This window comes from Pseudomonas brassicacearum (assembly GCF_003732175.1).
Classification (GTDB): domain Bacteria; phylum Pseudomonadota; class Gammaproteobacteria; order Pseudomonadales; family Pseudomonadaceae; genus Aquipseudomonas; species Aquipseudomonas brassicacearum_G.
The window spans coordinates 43,377-59,555 of sequence record NZ_MOBI01000027.1; the positions used below are offsets into that span (position 1 = coordinate 43,377).

A 16,179-nucleotide genomic window follows, 5' to 3' on the forward strand; every position below is an offset into this window, starting at 1 on the left:
CGTTTACGTTTGCTCGACTACCGGTCGCATCGGTTACAGTGTCGACATACTTTGTAATCAGCGAAAGCGACCGATGAATCCGTTAGACGTACTCCGCGACTCCTTGTATTTCTTCCAGCGCAACCTGGGCCGCATCGTGCCGCTGTGTCTGCCGTTGGTCGTGCTTGAAGCCTTGCTCCAGCAACTGGTCGACCACTCCCAGGGGCCAGGCGCCTTTCCCGGCTATAGCGTGATTGTCGGCTTGCTGGTCTATCCGCTGTACACCGCCGCGCTGATCCTGTTTCTCGATGCCCGCAGCCGTGGCGAATCGCCGCGCACCCTGGCCCTGTTGTCGGCGTCGGTCAGCCTCTGGCCGCGCTTTGCATTGCTGACGGCGGTCAACACCTTGCTGATTCTGGTGGGTTTGTCGCTGTATTTCCTGCCAGGCATATGGCTGATGGTGATGCTCGCCTTTGCCGAATACCTGCTGGTGCTGCGCAACATGCAACCACTGGAGGCCATCAGGGAAAGCATGCGCTTGGCCCGTGGCAATTTCCTGCGCATCCTGCTGTGCATTCTCTGCGTGATGGGCCCGTTGTGGTTGCTCAAGGGCGCGAGCATGGCCATTTATCCAGAGCCGCAGAACCCGGCACTGTCGCTGGTCATCGAGAGTGTCCATAGCTTTCTGCAACTGTTCACCAGCGTGGTGCTGTTTCGCCTCTTCATGTTGATCAGCGAGGCCCCCGACAAAACCGAAGGCAGCGCCTGACAGCTCTACCCTTGGGGTCAGGACTCACCTCGGTTATGCTCGGGCTCAACTTTGTAACGCCATAAGCCGAGCCATGACCCGTCTACTGCGCTACACCCTGCTGGGCCTGCTGATTCTCGTCAGCCTGCTGTTTTCCTTTCTCTACAGCCTGACCTGGCGCCCCGACGCCAAGGAAACACTCCCCGTCAGTTGCAGCACCAGCGCGCCTACGCTGGTGCCGGGGCAGGCCTTGAAGGTGATGACATGGAACGTCCAGTACCTGGCGGGTAAACGCTATGTCTTCTGGAATGACCTGGCTCAAGGCCCTGACGAAAGTCCGACCGCGGAAGACATGGCCTTCAGCCTCGATGAAGTGGCGCGGGTAATCCGCGATGAGCAGCCGGACCTAGTCCTGTTGCAGGAACTGGATGATGACGCCAAGGCCAGCGACTATCAGAACCAGCTCAAGTTGCTCCAGGAACGCCTGGCCGACCTCTACCCTTGCAGCACGCACGCCTTCGACTGGAAGGCCGACTTCGTTCCCGATCCGCATATTTTTGGCAGCGTTGGCCGGCAATTGGCGACCTTGAGCCGCTACCAGATCGAACACGCCGAACGCCTGCAGTTGCCTGAAGCGCCCATCAATTTCATCAGCCGTCAGTTCCAGCCAAAAAACGCCCTGTTGGTGAGTTACCTGCCGCTGCGCGATGGCGGACAAATGGCGGTGCTCAACACTCACCTTGATCGGGCGGTGCAACCTGATGAGACCCGGCAGGCGAAGGTGACGGCGGTTGCCAAGGTGCTCGACACGTATGAAGGCCACGGCACGCCATGGCTGATCGGTGGCGACTTCAACCTGTTGCCGCTGGGCCAGTATCAACGCCTCGCGCCCGAGCAACGCACGCCCTACTCCGCAGACAGCGCGCTGCATGTGCTGTGGGACAAGTACCCGATGATCCCGACCAACAACGAGGCCAGCGGTGTCGATCGGGACCAATGGCTGACCCATTACCCTAACGACCCCGGCCTCAACGGCCCGGACCGCACCGTCGACTACCTGTTCTACAGCCCACGGATCAAACGGGTCGAAGCGCAAGTGCGGCAGGACGATACGTTGCGCATCTCCGATCATTTGCCGCTGATTGCACGGTTTCTGCTGCCGACTGCCCCCTGAAGCAAATGAATACCCTGTGGCGAGGGGGCTTGCCCCCGCTCGGCTGCGAAGCAGTCGTAAATTCTGCGCATGCGGTGTGTCTGGCTGAATGGGTTAGCAGGTTTTAGGGCCGCTTCGCGATCCAACGGGGGCAAGCCCCCTCGCCACAGAATTGGTGCCAGCCTTTCCACACTACAAAGCCCGTCTACTTACGCGGCTTGGCCCGCGCCGTGGCCTCTGCCACCAACGGGTCATCTGGCCAGTAATGTTTCGGATAACGGCCCTTGAGGTCCTTCTTCACCTCGGCATAGGTGCTGCGCCAGAAGTTCGCCAGGTCCTGGGTGACCTGCACCGGCCGGCGCGCCGGTGACAGTAAATGCAGCTTGACCACCTGCCGGCCACCGGCAATGCGCGGGGTTTCGGCCAGGCCGAACAACTCCTGCAAACGCACCGCGAGAATCGGTGGCTGCTCGCTGTAATCCAGACGAATCGATGAGCCGGAAGGCACGCTCAAATGATGAGGCGCCTGTTCATCGAGGCGTTGTGGCAACGGCCACGGCAGCAGGTTATGCACAAAGCTCGACAGGTCCAGGCTGGCAAAATGGCTGAGTCGCGAAACCCGTCCCAGGTACGGCATCAACCAGTGTTCCAGACTGGCCAGCAACGCCGCATCACTGACGTCCGGCCACTCACTCTCGCCCTGCTTGCTCAAGTCCAGCTGACGCAACAATGCCACTCGTGCCTGCCACTGACGCAACTCCGGCGTCCACGGCAACAGCTCCAGCCCTTTGCGGCGCACCAGATTGACCAACGCCTGGCTGCGCGCGGTTTCATCAAGACCGGTCAACGGTTCGCGACTGAGCACCAACTCACCCACCTTGCGCTGACGCTCGGCCCGCAGCACGCCTTCGCGCTCGTCCCAATCGAGCTGATCGACGCAACGCACCTGCTCCGCCAACACCGAATCGAACAGCGCCGGATCAAAATCCGCTGCCAGATAAATCCGTTCTTCACGTTGCCCCTGACGACTGCCCAGATCGGCGATCACCAGCCAGGGTTGTTTCATCAGGCTGTCAGCCTCGGCGAACAAAGCCGCACGACCGTTGGCCAGCCGATACTCCGCCCCCCCGGCACGGCGCTGCTGGGCGACGCGGTCCGGATAGGCCAGCGCCAGCAATGCGCCGAGCCAACGCGGATGCTCTGGATCGCTGACCGGATTGATGGCTTTGCCACGCAGATAACCACGATATTGCCGGGCCAATTGCCGCGCCCGCTGCACACCACCCTGAGCGCCACGCGCAGCCCGTTCTTCGCCGGACAACAGCACCAGACGACTGTGCAAATCCGCTCCGGCACCGCGCAAAATATCCCGCTCACCGAGCAATGCAGCGACGTCGCAAGCCATGTTCGCCAGCCCCAACGCTTGCCCACGCAGTAACAGATGCGCGATACGCGGATGAGCCGGCAGTTCGGCCATGGCCTGCCCGTGGCGAGTGAGTTTCCAGTCTTCAGCGGACGCCCCCTGCACGGCGCCAAGGCGTTCGAGCAAATCCTGCGCCTGTGCATAAGCCGCCGCCGGAGGCACATCGAGCCAGATCAACTGCCCAGGCGACACGCCCCAACGCCCGAGCTGCAGGGCCAGCCCGGCAAGGTCGGCCGAGAGAATTTCCGGGCTGGCATAGGCCGCCAGTTGTTCGTGTTGATCCTGCGACCACAGCCGATAACACACGCCCGGTTCCAACCGTCCTGCGCGGCCGGCACGCTGGGTGGCGCTAGCACGGGAGATGCGCTGGGTGTCGAGGCGGGTCATGCCGCTGCCAGGGTCGAAACGCGGCACTCGTGCCAACCCGGCGTCGATGACCACCCGCACGCCGTTGATGGTCAGACTGGTTTCGGCGATGTTGGTGGCCAGCACCACTTTGCGTTGGCCGGGTGGCGCCGGATCGATGGCCGCACGTTGCGCCGTCAGATCAAGCTCGCCATGCAACGGGCAGAGCAACACCTCGGAACGCTCGCCCAAGGCATCCGCCAACTGCTGATGCACGCGACGGATTTCCGCTTGCCCGGGAAGGAACACCAACAGGCTGCCCGCTTCATCGTTCAAGGCATCGAGAATGGTTTGCACCACTCGTGGCTCGATGAATTCACCTGGCTGAAACTGCCGGCCCCAGCGCATCGTCACCGGGTACATGCGACCTTCGCTGCGCAGGATCGGTGCGTCATTCAGCAATCCGGCGAGGCGCTCGCCTTCAAGCGTCGCCGACATCAACAGGATCTTCAGCGGCTGCTCATCCCGAAACAACTCGCGGCCATTCAGGCTCAGGGCCAGCGCGAGGTCGGCATCGAGGCTACGCTCGTGGTATTCGTCGAAGATCAGCAGACCCACACCGTCCAGCGCCGGGTCCTCCTGCAAACGACGAGTGAGGATGCCTTCGGTGACGACTTCGATGCGCGTGTTCGGCCCAACCTTGCTGTCCAGGCGAATCCGGTATCCGACGGTTTCGCCGACTTTCTCGCCGAGCTCGCTGGCCAGCCGTTCGGCCGCCGCCCGCGCGGCCAGCCGACGCGGTTCAAGCATGAGAATGGTTTGCCCGGCCAACCATGGCTCATCCAACATCGCCAATGGCACGCGGGTGGTTTTACCGGCGCCGGGCGGTGCTTCGAGCACGGCTTCGTGGCGTGTCGCCAAGGCTTCACGCAGCGCGGGTAAAACTTCATCAATTGGCAAAAAGTTCATGCTGGCTCCAAAACAGATCGGCGAGTATAACGGCGAACTGCCTGGCGTTAATCACGGTCCTAATTCATACCGACGACGTTTCGTTTCATGTTTGCTCAGGAGATTTACCATGCGTACTCCATTTCGCCTGATTGGCGGTGTACTGGTTGCGACCCTGCTGACTCAAGTGACCGCTTGCGGTTCGATTTTCTACCCGGATCGCCGTGGCCAGATCGACGGCAAGATCGACCCGGCGATTGCCGCGCTCGATGCCGTGGGCCTGCTGTTCTATATCATCCCCGGCCTGATCGCGTTCGCCATAGACTTCACCACCGGCGCGATTTATTTCGAACCCGGCAAGACCGCACAAGTGGCGCCCGAGAAACTTCGGCAAGCCATCGATGCCGACGGCAAGGTCGATAACCACAAGTTGCAGGCCATTCTCGAAAGCGAACTGGGCCGCAGCTTCCCGCTGGATGATCCGCGCCTGATCCAGCACAAGGGCAGCGTTCAGCAACTGGCCATGCTCGGCCTGCAACCCGCCGCTTGATGCACAACACCGAGGAAACGCTCTACCTATGACCAGCAGCCCGGAACACGCTCGCCTGTTACGCCTCGCCACCCGCGCCTCTGTAGCGGTGGCGAGCACACTCATTGTCGCCAAGGCCATTGCCTGGTGGCTGAGCGGATCGGTGAGCATGCTCGCCGGGCTGACGGACTCGGCACTCGACGGCGTGACGTCGCTGCTCAATCTGTTGGCGGTGCATTACGCGTTGCGCCCGGCCGATGACGATCACCGCTACGGGCACGGCAAGGCGGAATCCTTGTCGGGCATGGCTCAGGCACTGTTCATCGGCGGCAGTGCGGTATTGATCGCGTATCAGGCATTCGAGCGCCTGCAACACCCGGAACCGGTGGGCGCGCCGTGGATCAGCATCGGCGTGATCATCTTTTCCCTGGTCCTGACCCTGGCGCTGCTGATGCTGCAACACCGGGTGATCCGCGAAACCGGCTCCAGCGCGGTGCGCGCCGACTCGCTGCATTACCGTTCCGACATGATGCTTAACGGCAGCATCCTGGTCGCGTTGGTACTGGCCGGTTTTGGCTGGCATCAGGTCGATGCCTGGTTCGGCCTGGGAATCGCCGTCTACATTTTGTGGAGTGCGATACAAATCGCCCGGGAAAGCTTTGCCGTGCTGATGGATGAAGAACTGCCGCCGGACGTCAGCCAGCACATGCTCGAACTGGCGTGCAGCGTGCCCGGTGTACTTGGCGCACATGACTTGCGCACACGGATCTCCGGCAGTCACTGGTTCGTGCAATTGCATCTGGAGTTGCCGGGGGAGCTGACGCTGTCAGTCGCGCACGGCATCAGCGATCAAGCAGCGGACGCCATTCACGCCGTTTACCCGCGAGCCGAAGTGCTGGTGCACGCCGACCCGCAGGAAGTGGTGAAAGCCGTCCAGAATCAGAAAGTGACCTGATAACCGCGTGAGACAAGGCAATTGCCCTCGGCCTGGCGGTAAGTCTGTACCACCTGTGGCGCCGGCTGATAGGTCACGGTCCGAGGATCAAACCCGCTCTGCTGGACCGCCCAACGATAACAATCGTAACCGTCCTGAGCGACCTGCTCCGGCGATTGCCCATTAGCCGGGTAAGCCACCACGTCATAACCATTGCTGGTCGGTTGCGGTGCCGGGTTGCCTACCGGCGGCTCAACCACGACATACTCCTGAGTACTTTCCTCGTAGGCGTAATACGCGCCTGCCGCCAGAAACATCAGCGCACCACCGATCCACACCTCCTGAGCGTAATCGGGCAGATACCTTACACGGATCCCGCGAGGCGGTTGGACCACCACGTAGCGCGGTCCTTGCGGACGATACCAATAACCACCGGAGTAGAAATAATCCTGCCCACGGTACGGTACACGGTCGTGGCGGTCCGGGAAGCGGTCGATCATTTGACCTGGTCGATACCGCGGACCATCACCCCAGCCATTGCCATGTCCTTCCGGACGTCCTGGCCAGCGACGCTCATCCCGATGCTCATCGCGACCACCGGCCTGCCAACGCTGGTTGTTATCGTTGCGTCGTGGAACATCCTGATAGTAACCGCGCTGTGGCTCCTGGGTCTGGCGAACAGTGTCCGGACGGCCCTGGATCGGCAGGTTGTTCACCGGCGCAGGTCGGCCCTGATTCTGACCGTTTTGTTCGAACTGGCGGCTGTTGTTGCCGCGAATGATTTCAGTCTGCGGACGTGACTGATTGATTTGGGGACGTGGCTGGCTGGGCTCAACGCGAGGTTGAATGTTTTGCGGGTGCTGCTGGATGTTTTCCACACGAGGCGGATTGTTTTCGGGGCGCGGTTGATTGTTCCCCGGCCGCCCCTCGCCACCACGCTCGTGCTGACCACCACCGTTATTGTGTTGCTGTTGCTGTTGCTGTTGCTGTTGCTGTTGCTGCTGTCTACGAAGGAGCTCCTCCCCACCCTGACCTTCTGCCAGCAATGGCGCGCTGACACTTGCACACAACACACCAACACCTGCCATACGCCAGATGCGCGACTTCATGCTATTCCTCACTACGGTGGTGACCTATACGTAAGACTGGTAAAGCACAGGCCGGTTCAGCAACAGGTTATCAGTCACGAGACTTATTTTGCAGGCCATAAAAGGCGTTTCGCGGGCAATAAAAAAGGGAGACCCGTCGGCCTCCCTTTGAGAACTTCGTCCGTGCTCGACGCTTTTGACGCCGGCTCACCTCACTCCGTCTTCTGGACAGTGTGTAGCCCGGGGGCCAACTCAGCTCCTGTGGGAGTGGTGGCCGCGGCTGGCCTGATTCGGCGGGCCGCTGTGGACTGTTTGTCCGGGCAGTGATTCTGGTGATAAGAATAGGCTTGAGCTGGCGACAGAGGATTGCGAAGATTGCTCAAATAAACATAACTTGCGCAATTTTTCATCACGGATAGATAATCTACCGCAATAGTTAAGACAAAGGCCTGACTCATGAGCAAACTCGACCGATACGACCTGAGCATTTTGGCGGAATTGCAGCGCGACGCGCGCATCTCCAATCAGGAGCTCGCCGAACGCATCGGCCTGTCGCCATCGCCTTGTTCGCGGCGGGTAAAGCAGCTTGAAGACGACGGCTACATCACCCGCCAGGTGGCCCTGCTCGACCGCAAGATGCTCGGCTTGAGCCTGACCGCCTACGTGTTGATCGGCATGGATCGGCACACGCCCGAGCGCTTCGAAAACTTCGAAGCCGCCATCCGCACCTTGCCGCAAGTGCTCGAATGCAGCCTGGTGACCGGGATGGACGCCGACTATCAACTCAAGGTGGTGGTGCCGGACATGGACCATTACCAGAAACTGCTGCTCGGCCACCTGACCCGCATCGAAGGCGTGACCAGCGTGCGCTCAAGCTTTGTGCTGAACCAGGTGCTCAACAGCACCGAGTTGCCGTTGACCCACCTGCGCAGCTAAGTACGCCATCGCGAGCAAGCTCGCTCCCACAGTTGATCTCGGATGCTCACAAATAATGTGTTCACTGAAGATCCAATGTGGGAGCGAGCCTGCTCGCGATGGGGCCCGCACAGGCGACGAATCACTGCGGTAGACCGACGTACGTCAATGCGCCGCCAATATCCATTGGCGTATACTTCCCCAGCCTTTTTTGCCCCGCCCGCGCTGGAGATAATCGATGGATCCTGCAGTATTTGAAGAGTGGATGATGACCGGTCTGGTGAGCATCCTGATCATTTTCATGGGTTTCATCGTCTGGGATCTGGCGAAAAAATCCAAGGCCGGACGCTTCGGCTCGTTCATCCTGTTCTTTGTGCTGGGCTTGGGCGTGGCCGCGTTCGTCATCAAAAGCGTGGTGATCGGCCTGATCGAATCCGGCACTCTATAAGCGCGCCGGCACTTCTTTCCACTGGCCCTGATCGAGACCTTCGATGGTCCAGTCGCCGATTCTCACCCGCACCAGACGCAGAGTCGGCAAGCCAACCGCAGCGGTCATGCGTCGCACCTGACGGTTACGCCCTTCACGAATCACCAATTCCAGCCAACTGGTCGGCACGCTTTTGCGAAAGCGCACCGGCGGGTTACGCGGCCATAGTGCAGGTTCTTCCAGCTGCCGCGCCTGCGCCGGCAAGGTCATGCCGTCATTCAACTCGACGCCCTCGCGCAAGTGCTGCAATTGCTCGGCGCTCGGCTCGCCTTCCACTTGTACCCAATAGGTCTTGGCCAACTTGTGTTTCGGATCTGCGATGCGTGCCTGAAGCTGGCCATCGTTGGTCAGCAGCAGCAAGCCTTCGCTGTCACGGTCCAGCCGTCCAGCCGGGTAGATCCCGGGAATCTCGATAAAGTCCTTGAGCGTCGCCCGCCCTTCTGCGTCGCTGAACTGCGTCAGCACATCGAAGGGTTTGTTGAACAGAATCAGCTTCGGCTCGGCCGGTGGTGCTTTGGCAACACGTCGCGGGGCTGAAGAGGATTGCGCAGGTTTCACGCCGGGGCGGCGGGAAGCGGGACGAGGAGGACGCGGCATGGAAAAAACAACATCTAACGGTCAGGGCTGCCAATGTTAGTGCCCCGACCGCTAAATGACCATGACAACAATCAGCGGAACGGCGGTTCGTCGAAGCTGCGCAGTTTGCGCGAGTGCAACGAGTTGAGCTCGGTGCGCAACAGATCCACCGCCGCGATGCCGATCTTCAAGTGCTGACTGACCGCACGCTCATAGAAGGCGTTAGCCGAACCCGGCAACTTGATTTCGCTGTGCAGCGGCTTGTCCGAAACACACAGCAAGGTGCCGTAAGGCACGCGCAAACGGTAGCCTTGCGCGGCGATGGTGCCGCTTTCCATGTCCACGGCAACCGCGCGAGACAGGTTGATCAACGGTCGCTCCTGAGCCCAGCGTAGTTCCCAGTTACGGTCGTCGTAGGTCAGCACGGTGCCAGTGCGCAGGCGTTTTTTCAGGTCATCGCCCTTTTCGCCGGTGACGTTGGCTGCCGCTTGCTGCAAGGCCATCTGCACTTCGGCCAGGGCCGGAATCGGAATGTTCGGCGGCACCACCCGGTCGAGAATCCCGTCGCGACGCATATAAGCGTGGGCCAGCACGTAATCACCAATGGTCTGCGACTGCCGCAGGCCGCCGCAGTGACCGATCATCAGCCAGCAATGCGGGCGCAATACAGCCAAATGGTCGGTGATGTTCTTGGCGTTGGACGGGCCCACGCCAATGTTCACCAGGGTTACGCCGTGACCGTCAGAGGCTTGCAGGTGATAGGCCGGCATCTGATAACGGTGCCAGACCACGCCTGCGGCAATGGCCGACGCTTCGCCGTGATCCATGCTCTTTTCAATGATCACGTTGCCCGGCAAGACCATGCGCACGAAGCGCGGATCGTTGCGCAGTTGCTCCAGACCATGAGTGATGAACTGGTCGACATAACGGTGGTAGTTGGTCAGCAGGATCCACGGCTGCACATGGCGCCAGTCGCTGCCGGTGTAGTGCACCAGACGGCGCAGGGAGAAATCCACTCGCGCTGCATCAAACAACGCCAATGGCAGCGGATCGGTGTTTTCCCAATCGTACAAACCATCGGCAATGCCGTCGGTGGCAGCCGACAAATCGGTGCTCGGGAACACTCGCGCCAGTACCGCCGCAGTGACGCCGGAGCCCGCCAGCTCATCGCCCTGCTCGACCACATACGGATACGGGATGTTCTGCTCACTGACGCCGACTTCCACCGTCACGGTGAAGTCGTGCATCAGCGGTACCAGTTGCTCCAGCAAATACTTACGGAAAGCCGCCGGATGGGTGACGGTGACGCTGTAGGTCCCCGGCAACTGGACCTTGGCGTAAGCCCGCGTGGTCTGTGGGACCTCACCCTGACAAAGGTAGGTCAGGCGTAATTCTGGATAACGAAACATCGCACGCTGCTCGGCGTCGGGCTCGATGCGATCCTTCAGATAACGCTTGAGCGCCTGACTCAACGCAGTAGTAGCCCGCTCGTGCAGAGCGGCAAGCCGATCGACGGCTTGTTCGGCGGTTTGAACGACAATAAAGGCTTCGGTCACGATCAGCTTCCTGTGTTCTGACTTGCAGACCTTCATCTTGCCTGCAACATCGCTTCACGGAAACCATTGCGTGTTGGCTATACACCATTGCTGATGCACTGAAATACCCTGTGGGAGCGAGCCTGCTCGCGATAGCGGTGTAACAGCCAGCATCAATGTTGAATGTTAATCCGTCATCGCGAGCAGGCTCGCTCCCACAAAGGTAGATGATGATCAGAAGCCTTGCGGGGTGGAACGCGCCACAATCGCTTCCACATCCAGACCACGCGGCAAGGTGCCGTAAACCCGGCCAGCCGTTCCCAACCGGCTGGCGATGAAGGCATCACTGACGGCGGCGTTGCCCGCTTCGAGCAGCAGCTTGGCTTGCAGGCCCAGGGCGATGTCTTCGGTCAGTTGTCGGGCGCGATACTGAATGTCATCGGTGTCCTTGAACGCCACCTGCAACTGACTGATGTGCGCGGCCAGACGCTTGTCGCCATGACCATCGCCCAGCTCGCTGAACAGCACATCGAGCACACCCGGCTCTTTCGACAGCGCTCGCAACACGTCAAGGCACTGAACGTTGCCGGAACCTTCCCACGTCGAGTTCACCGGAGCCTCACGGTACAGGCGCGGCAAGATGCTTTCTTCGACGTAACCTGCACCGCCCATGCATTCGGCGGCTTCGTTGATCATGGCCGGCGCACGTTTGCAGATCCAGTATTTGCCCACTGCCGTTACCAGTCGGGCGAATTTGGCCTCCTGAGTGTCATCAAGGTGATCCAGCGCCCGGCCCATACGCAGGCTCAAGGCCAGCGCGGCTTCGCTTTCGAGCGCCAGGTCGGCGAGCACGTTTTGCATCAACGGTTGTTCACTGAGCAATTTGCCGCCAACCTTCCGGTGGGCGCAGTGATGGCTGGCCTGGGTCAATGCCTGACGCATCAGGGCGCTGGAGCCGACCATGCAATCGAAGCGGGTCATGGCCACCATCTCGATGATGGTCGGCACGCCGCGGCCTTCTTCGCCGATCATCCACGCCAGCGCCCCGCGAAACTCGACTTCGCTGGAGGCATTGGACCAATTGCCGAGTTTGTTTTTCAGCCGCTGGATGTAGAACTGGTTGCGCGTGTCATCCGGGCGATGGCGTGGCAGCAGGAAACAGGTCAGGCCCTTGTCGGTTTGCGCCAGGGTCAGGAAAGCGTCGCACATCGGCGCCGAGCAGAACCATTTGTGCCCCACCAGCTCATACGCCTGGCCGGGGCCCGCAGCGCCGACCGGGTAAGCCTTGGTGGTGTTGGCCCGAACGTCGGTGCCGCCCTGTTTCTCGGTCATTGCCATGCCGATGGTGACGCCGGCCTTGTGGGCCATGCCGACATTGCGCGGGTCATAGTCGGTGGCGAGAATTTTCGGCAGCCATTGCTTCGCGATGTCCGGTTGCAGGCGCAACGCCGGGACGCTCGCGAAAGTCATGGTCAGCGGGCAGCCACTGCCGGCGTCGGCCTGGCTGTGCAGGTAGCTCATGGCCGCACGAGCAACGTGGGCACCCGATTGCGGATCGGTCCAGGGCAAGGAGGTCAAGCCGTGCTCGACGGCCGTACGCATGAGTTCATGGTAGGCCGGGTGAAACTCCACCAGATCGACGCGATGGCCGTAGCGATCATGGCTGGTGAAGACTGGTTTGTTCTGGTTGGCCAGGAACCCCGCTTCCATCAACAGACCACCGGCCAAAGCGCCATACGCATCGATGCGCGAGTCAGCCCAACCCGCCCCGAAACGCCGCGCCCACTCTTGCAACGGCAGGTCGATTCGGTAGAGGTTGGTCCCGTCCAGCGATGGCGGCTGGTTGGTGACTTCGTGGGTTTCGGCGAACTGATGCAGGTTCATGGCGGGGCCTCCTTGGGTCAGCTGAGACCTTCAGTTAAGCACCGCCTCCCCACCGAACAAAGTGGCATATCCGCCTAAATGTCGGCGCTTTCACCCTGTCTAGGGCAAAGCACCCGACGATAGAGTATCGCCTGCAACTCCTCGAATTTCACCGGTTTGCCGAGGTAATCGGTCAATCCCTGCTCAAGATCCAGGCCCTGTGCAGAGACCACCGCAGCCAGCACCGGCAACTCGGCATAACCGGGCAGTGCGCGGATCCGGCTGTCGAGCGACAGTCCGTCGAGCAGCGGCAACGGGCAGTCGATCAGCACTGCGTCGAACGATTCGCGACGCAGAAACTCCAGCGCCGCCTCACCGCTGTCGGCGCTGCGAACCCGATAGCCGAGCTTGAGCAACATGCCACGCACCACCAATTGATTAATGCTGTTGTCGTCGACCAGCAACACCGTGCAGTCCTGCGGCACGCGTAAACGGACACCACCGTGAACCTGACGCGATTGAGCGACAACCGGTTGCACAACATTCACCACGTCAAACTCGACATCAAGCTGAAAGCGGCTACCGCGTCCGGGCTCGGAACGATGAGTCAAACGTCCGCCAAGCAGCTCGACCAATTGCCGACAAATCGCCAGACCGACACCCAACCCACCGTATTCGCGCGTCATCGAGCCGTCGAGCTGGAAGAACCGCTGATACAGCGAGGTTTCACCCAGATCGGTGAAGCCGATGCCGGTGTCGATCACGGCAAAAGACAGCGCCAGACGCCCCTCCTCGGCAAACTTGCCGCTGACCCGCAAAGCCAGTCCACCCACCCGGGTGAACTTGATCGCGTTATCCAGCAAGCACTCCAGACCTTGCGCCAGCTTGGTGCTGTCACCGTGCAGACGGTCAGGTAGCCCGGGAGTCAGATCGACCTTGAAGTCCAGCGCCTTGCTTGCGGCATTAGCGGCAAACTGCTGCTGCAAGGTCTCAACCATCGCGCGCAAGCTAAACGTTTCGGGGTACACCTTGAGTCGGCCAGCCTGCAATTCAGTCAGGGTCAGAATGCCGTTGACCATGCGCATCATGTCCCGCGCCGAACCGGCAGCCGTTTGTTGATACTGCTCAAGCTCCGGATCGAGGTCGACGGTCTGCATCAATTCCAGTGAACCGATCACGCCATTCATAGGCGTGCGCAGTTCGTGGGTCAGCGTCGCGAGAAATTCATCCTTGAGCTGGTTACTGCGGGCCAGTTGCTGGTTCAACACTTCGAGCTTCTGCCCGGCGTCAAACAGCGTTTGCGCCTGCTGCTCGCGCATGGCGTTGATCCGGTCAGCCAGGGCCAGCGACAGCAGCGCAACTTCGATCGCGGAGCCGATCTGACTGGCATACATGGTCAGGAACACGTTGGGCAGATAGCCGAGCACCATCAGCGTGTTGACGATGCCGCCCAACAAAAATGCTGTCCAGGCAATGATGAAGTAACGCGCCACGCGCAAGCCACGCCACCAGGCGAAGACCCCGGCGGCGAAAATCACCACGATGAAGACCAGTGCCAATGTCGTCGCCAGGCGCAGAGCCAGTGCATAGCTGGTCATCAACGACAGACCGACTACCACCGCGCTGCAAGCAATCAGCACCAGCAGCAAACGATCGAGCCAGCGCGTGTGGCTGGCGGTTTGCAGGAAGCTGCGGGCGAACTGGCTGCCAAACAGCGCCGCCAAACCGATAAAGAACGGTGTCGCGGCGTTAGCCCACCACGGACTGTTCGGCCAGAAGTACTCGTCCGCAGCACCATTGACCGACAACTGATAGAGACCGAACGAGGCGATATAGACGATGTAATAGAGGTAACTGGTGTCACGCACGCTCAGGTAGATGAACAGGTTGTAGACCAGCATCCCGAGCAGTACGCCGTAAATCAGACCGAGCACATACAGGCGCAAGGGCAGGTCTTCCAGATAGGCGGTGCTCGACCAAAGGGTCAGTGGCGCCTGGATCGAACCCTCGCTTTGCAGGCGCAAGTACAGCGTTTCGCGCTGATCGGGAACGAAGTCCAGTTTGAACAGGTAGTTGTTTTGCCGGATCTGCCTACTGGAGAAAGGCAAGGTATCGCCGGTACGACTGGCCAATCGATATTCGCCGGTGCTGTCCGGCAGATAGAGGTCGATATGATCCATCGGCGGATAGGCCAACTCCAGCAGCCAGGTGCGTTGAGCGTCGGGGTTGTTCGGGCGGTAGTGCAGATCGACTTTCAACCAGAACACCGAATGCGAGTAACCGGCGTTCAGCGTGTCTTTGTCGTGGGTCTTGAAGTTGCCGGCCGCCGCTTGCGCGCGTACATCGGCGATGGATGCAGTGCCGGCGACATCTTCGTACACCTGCATGACTCGTCCCAAGGGGAGGCTTTGGGTGAGCTCATCAAAATCGGCTGCGGCCGCCGACATCGGCAAGCTCAACAGCAACATCAGCAAATAGCGCATAAAGCCCCAGCGTGGCCAGTCCGGTTGTGTCAGGAAGCCCCCCATTCCCTTTGAGTAGACGTAAAACCGGCATTACCTGTTATTGGTTTGGATCCACTCTAGCATAGCCGTTGATGGCCATTGAGCACCATTGGAAAATTTAGTCTAAAGGCTCTAGAGCGGGCGTTTCAGCGCAATCAATTGAGCTAGAGCGATTCGTTCGCCGCGAGAAAATCGTCCGAACGCGGCCCGAACCTTCGGCAACTCCTGCGGATTGGCTTTCATTCGCGACCTCTGTAGGAGCTGGCGAAGCCTGCGATCTTTTGATCTTCCAACAGGCAGCACTGACGAGCATGCACACCGAAAAAAGATGTTTGGTGGTAAGCTCGCGCACCATGAATATCTACAGCTCTCGCCCCGTTGTCCTCTGTCTCTCCGGCCACGACCCAAGTGGTGGCGCCGGCTTGCAGGCAGATATCGAAGCCCTGCTCGCTCAGGGTTGTCACGCTGCCCCGGCAGTTACTGCGCTGACCGTGCAAGACACGGTCAACGTCAGCGACTTCCGCGTTCTCGACCGTGAGTGGGTGCTGGCACAAGCCAACGCCGTGCTCAACGACTCGACGGTCGCGGCGGTCAAGCTGGGTATGCTCGGTTCACTGGAAATGGTCGACACCGTGGTCGAACTGCTTCAGGCGCATCCGCATTTGCCGGTGGTCTGTGACCCGGTGCTGCGCGCCGGCGGTGGTGGACGACTGGGCAAGGACGAGGTCGGCTACGCCATGCGCGAGCGCCTGCTGCCACTGGCGATCATCGCCACCCCTAACCTCCCGGAAGCACGCATCCTTGCCGAACTGCCCGAAGGCACGGCGGATGAATGCGCAGAGAAACTCCTGCCTTACGTCAAACACCTGCTGATCACCGGCGGTCATGGTGACGAACACGAAGTGCATAATCGCCTGTACAGCCGCGACGGCAGCCGCCACACCTACACCTGCCAGCGTCTGCCCGGCAGCTATCATGGTTCAGGCTGCACCTTGGCCAGCGCTCTGGCCGGACGTCTGGCCCAAGGCGAACACCTGGCCAGCGCGGTACAGTCGGCACTCAATTACACGTGGCGCACCCTGCGAGACGCCGAACAGCTGGGCAAAGGCCAGTTCGTGCCACGCCGTCTGCCGCTGGACTTTTGCTCGTAAC

The 16,179-nt window shown here is 60.5% G+C and carries 13 protein-coding genes; 7 read left to right on the forward strand and 6 right to left on the reverse strand.

Annotated elements, in window-relative coordinates; genetic code table 11:
* The first annotated feature begins 73 nt into the window (after positions 1-73).
* Together BK658_RS24055 and BK658_RS24060 are read left to right on the forward strand one after the other, a co-directional pair.
* Positions 74-748: a YciC family protein gene (locus tag BK658_RS24055; protein WP_123584482.1), complete on the forward strand. Its 675-nt coding sequence runs from the start codon at positions 74-76 to the stop codon at positions 746-748.
* Positions 749-821: 73 nt separating this feature from the next.
* The gene (locus BK658_RS24060; RefSeq protein WP_123584483.1) at positions 822-1,901 is read left to right on the forward strand and encodes an endonuclease/exonuclease/phosphatase family protein; all 1,080 of its coding nucleotides are present in this window, start codon (positions 822-824) and stop codon (positions 1,899-1,901) included.
* A 184-nt stretch (positions 1,902-2,085) separates the two neighbouring features.
* Here BK658_RS24060 and hrpB read toward each other — a convergent pair whose 3' ends face one another.
* A complete protein-coding gene (gene hrpB / locus BK658_RS24070) occupies positions 2,086-4,617 on the reverse strand; it encodes an ATP-dependent helicase HrpB (RefSeq protein ID WP_123584485.1) in 2,532 nt (843 codons plus the stop codon).
* A gap of 109 nt (positions 4,618-4,726) precedes the next feature.
* On the opposite strand from hrpB, the gene BK658_RS24075 reads away from it, so the two are divergent.
* Together BK658_RS24075 and BK658_RS24080 are read left to right on the forward strand one after the other, a co-directional pair.
* Entirely contained in the window at positions 4,727-5,146 is a 420-nt protein-coding gene (locus tag BK658_RS24075) for a polyribonucleotide nucleotidyltransferase (RefSeq protein ID WP_123584486.1), read from the forward strand.
* A gap of 28 nt (positions 5,147-5,174) precedes the next feature.
* On the forward strand, positions 5,175-6,080 hold the full coding sequence (locus BK658_RS24080) for a cation diffusion facilitator family transporter (RefSeq protein ID WP_123584487.1): 906 nt from the start codon (positions 5,175-5,177) through the stop codon (positions 6,078-6,080).
* On the opposite strand, the gene BK658_RS24085 is transcribed toward BK658_RS24080, so the two are convergent.
* Positions 6,065-7,168, reverse strand: a complete 1,104-nt coding sequence (locus tag BK658_RS24085) for a DUF6515 family protein (RefSeq protein WP_123584488.1) — start codon at positions 7,166-7,168, stop codon at positions 6,065-6,067. The genes BK658_RS24080 and BK658_RS24085 overlap by 16 nt on opposite strands.
* 435 nt (positions 7,169-7,603) lie before the next feature.
* On the opposite strand from BK658_RS24085, the gene BK658_RS24090 reads away from it, so the two are divergent.
* Both BK658_RS24090 and BK658_RS24095 read left to right on the forward strand, forming a co-directional pair.
* Complete coding sequence (locus tag BK658_RS24090; protein ID WP_007894448.1) at positions 7,604-8,083, forward strand: Lrp/AsnC family transcriptional regulator; 480 nt, start codon at positions 7,604-7,606, stop codon at positions 8,081-8,083.
* Positions 8,084-8,300: 217 nt separating this feature from the next.
* The gene (locus tag BK658_RS24095; protein WP_007937369.1) at positions 8,301-8,510 is read left to right on the forward strand and encodes a DUF2788 domain-containing protein; all 210 of its coding nucleotides are present in this window, start codon (positions 8,301-8,303) and stop codon (positions 8,508-8,510) included.
* Here BK658_RS24095 and BK658_RS24100 read toward each other — a convergent pair.
* The 4 genes from BK658_RS24100 to BK658_RS24115 form a co-directional block, all read right to left on the reverse strand.
* Positions 8,505-9,146: a pseudouridine synthase gene (locus tag BK658_RS24100; protein ID WP_123584489.1), complete on the reverse strand. Its 642-nt coding sequence runs from the start codon at positions 9,144-9,146 to the stop codon at positions 8,505-8,507. The genes BK658_RS24095 and BK658_RS24100 overlap by 6 nt on opposite strands.
* 71 nt (positions 9,147-9,217) lie before the next feature.
* Positions 9,218-10,717 carry an AMP nucleosidase gene (amn, locus tag BK658_RS24105; RefSeq protein ID WP_185019890.1) on the reverse strand — a complete coding sequence of 500 codons (1,500 nt, stop codon included), beginning with the start codon at positions 10,715-10,717 and terminating at the stop codon, positions 9,218-9,220.
* Positions 10,718-10,894: 177 nt separating this feature from the next.
* Positions 10,895-12,544: an acyl-CoA dehydrogenase family protein gene (locus BK658_RS24110; RefSeq protein WP_123584491.1), complete on the reverse strand. Its 1,650-nt coding sequence runs from the start codon at positions 12,542-12,544 to the stop codon at positions 10,895-10,897.
* A 74-nt stretch (positions 12,545-12,618) separates the two neighbouring features.
* Positions 12,619-15,006: a hybrid sensor histidine kinase/response regulator gene (locus BK658_RS24115; RefSeq protein WP_123584561.1), complete on the reverse strand. Its 2,388-nt coding sequence runs from the start codon at positions 15,004-15,006 to the stop codon at positions 12,619-12,621.
* A 374-nt stretch (positions 15,007-15,380) separates the two neighbouring features.
* Between BK658_RS24115 and BK658_RS24120 the strand changes: the two genes are divergently transcribed.
* Positions 15,381-16,178: a hydroxymethylpyrimidine/phosphomethylpyrimidine kinase gene (locus BK658_RS24120; protein ID WP_019691830.1), complete on the forward strand. Its 798-nt coding sequence runs from the start codon at positions 15,381-15,383 to the stop codon at positions 16,176-16,178.
* Position 16,179: the final 1 nt, after the last annotated feature.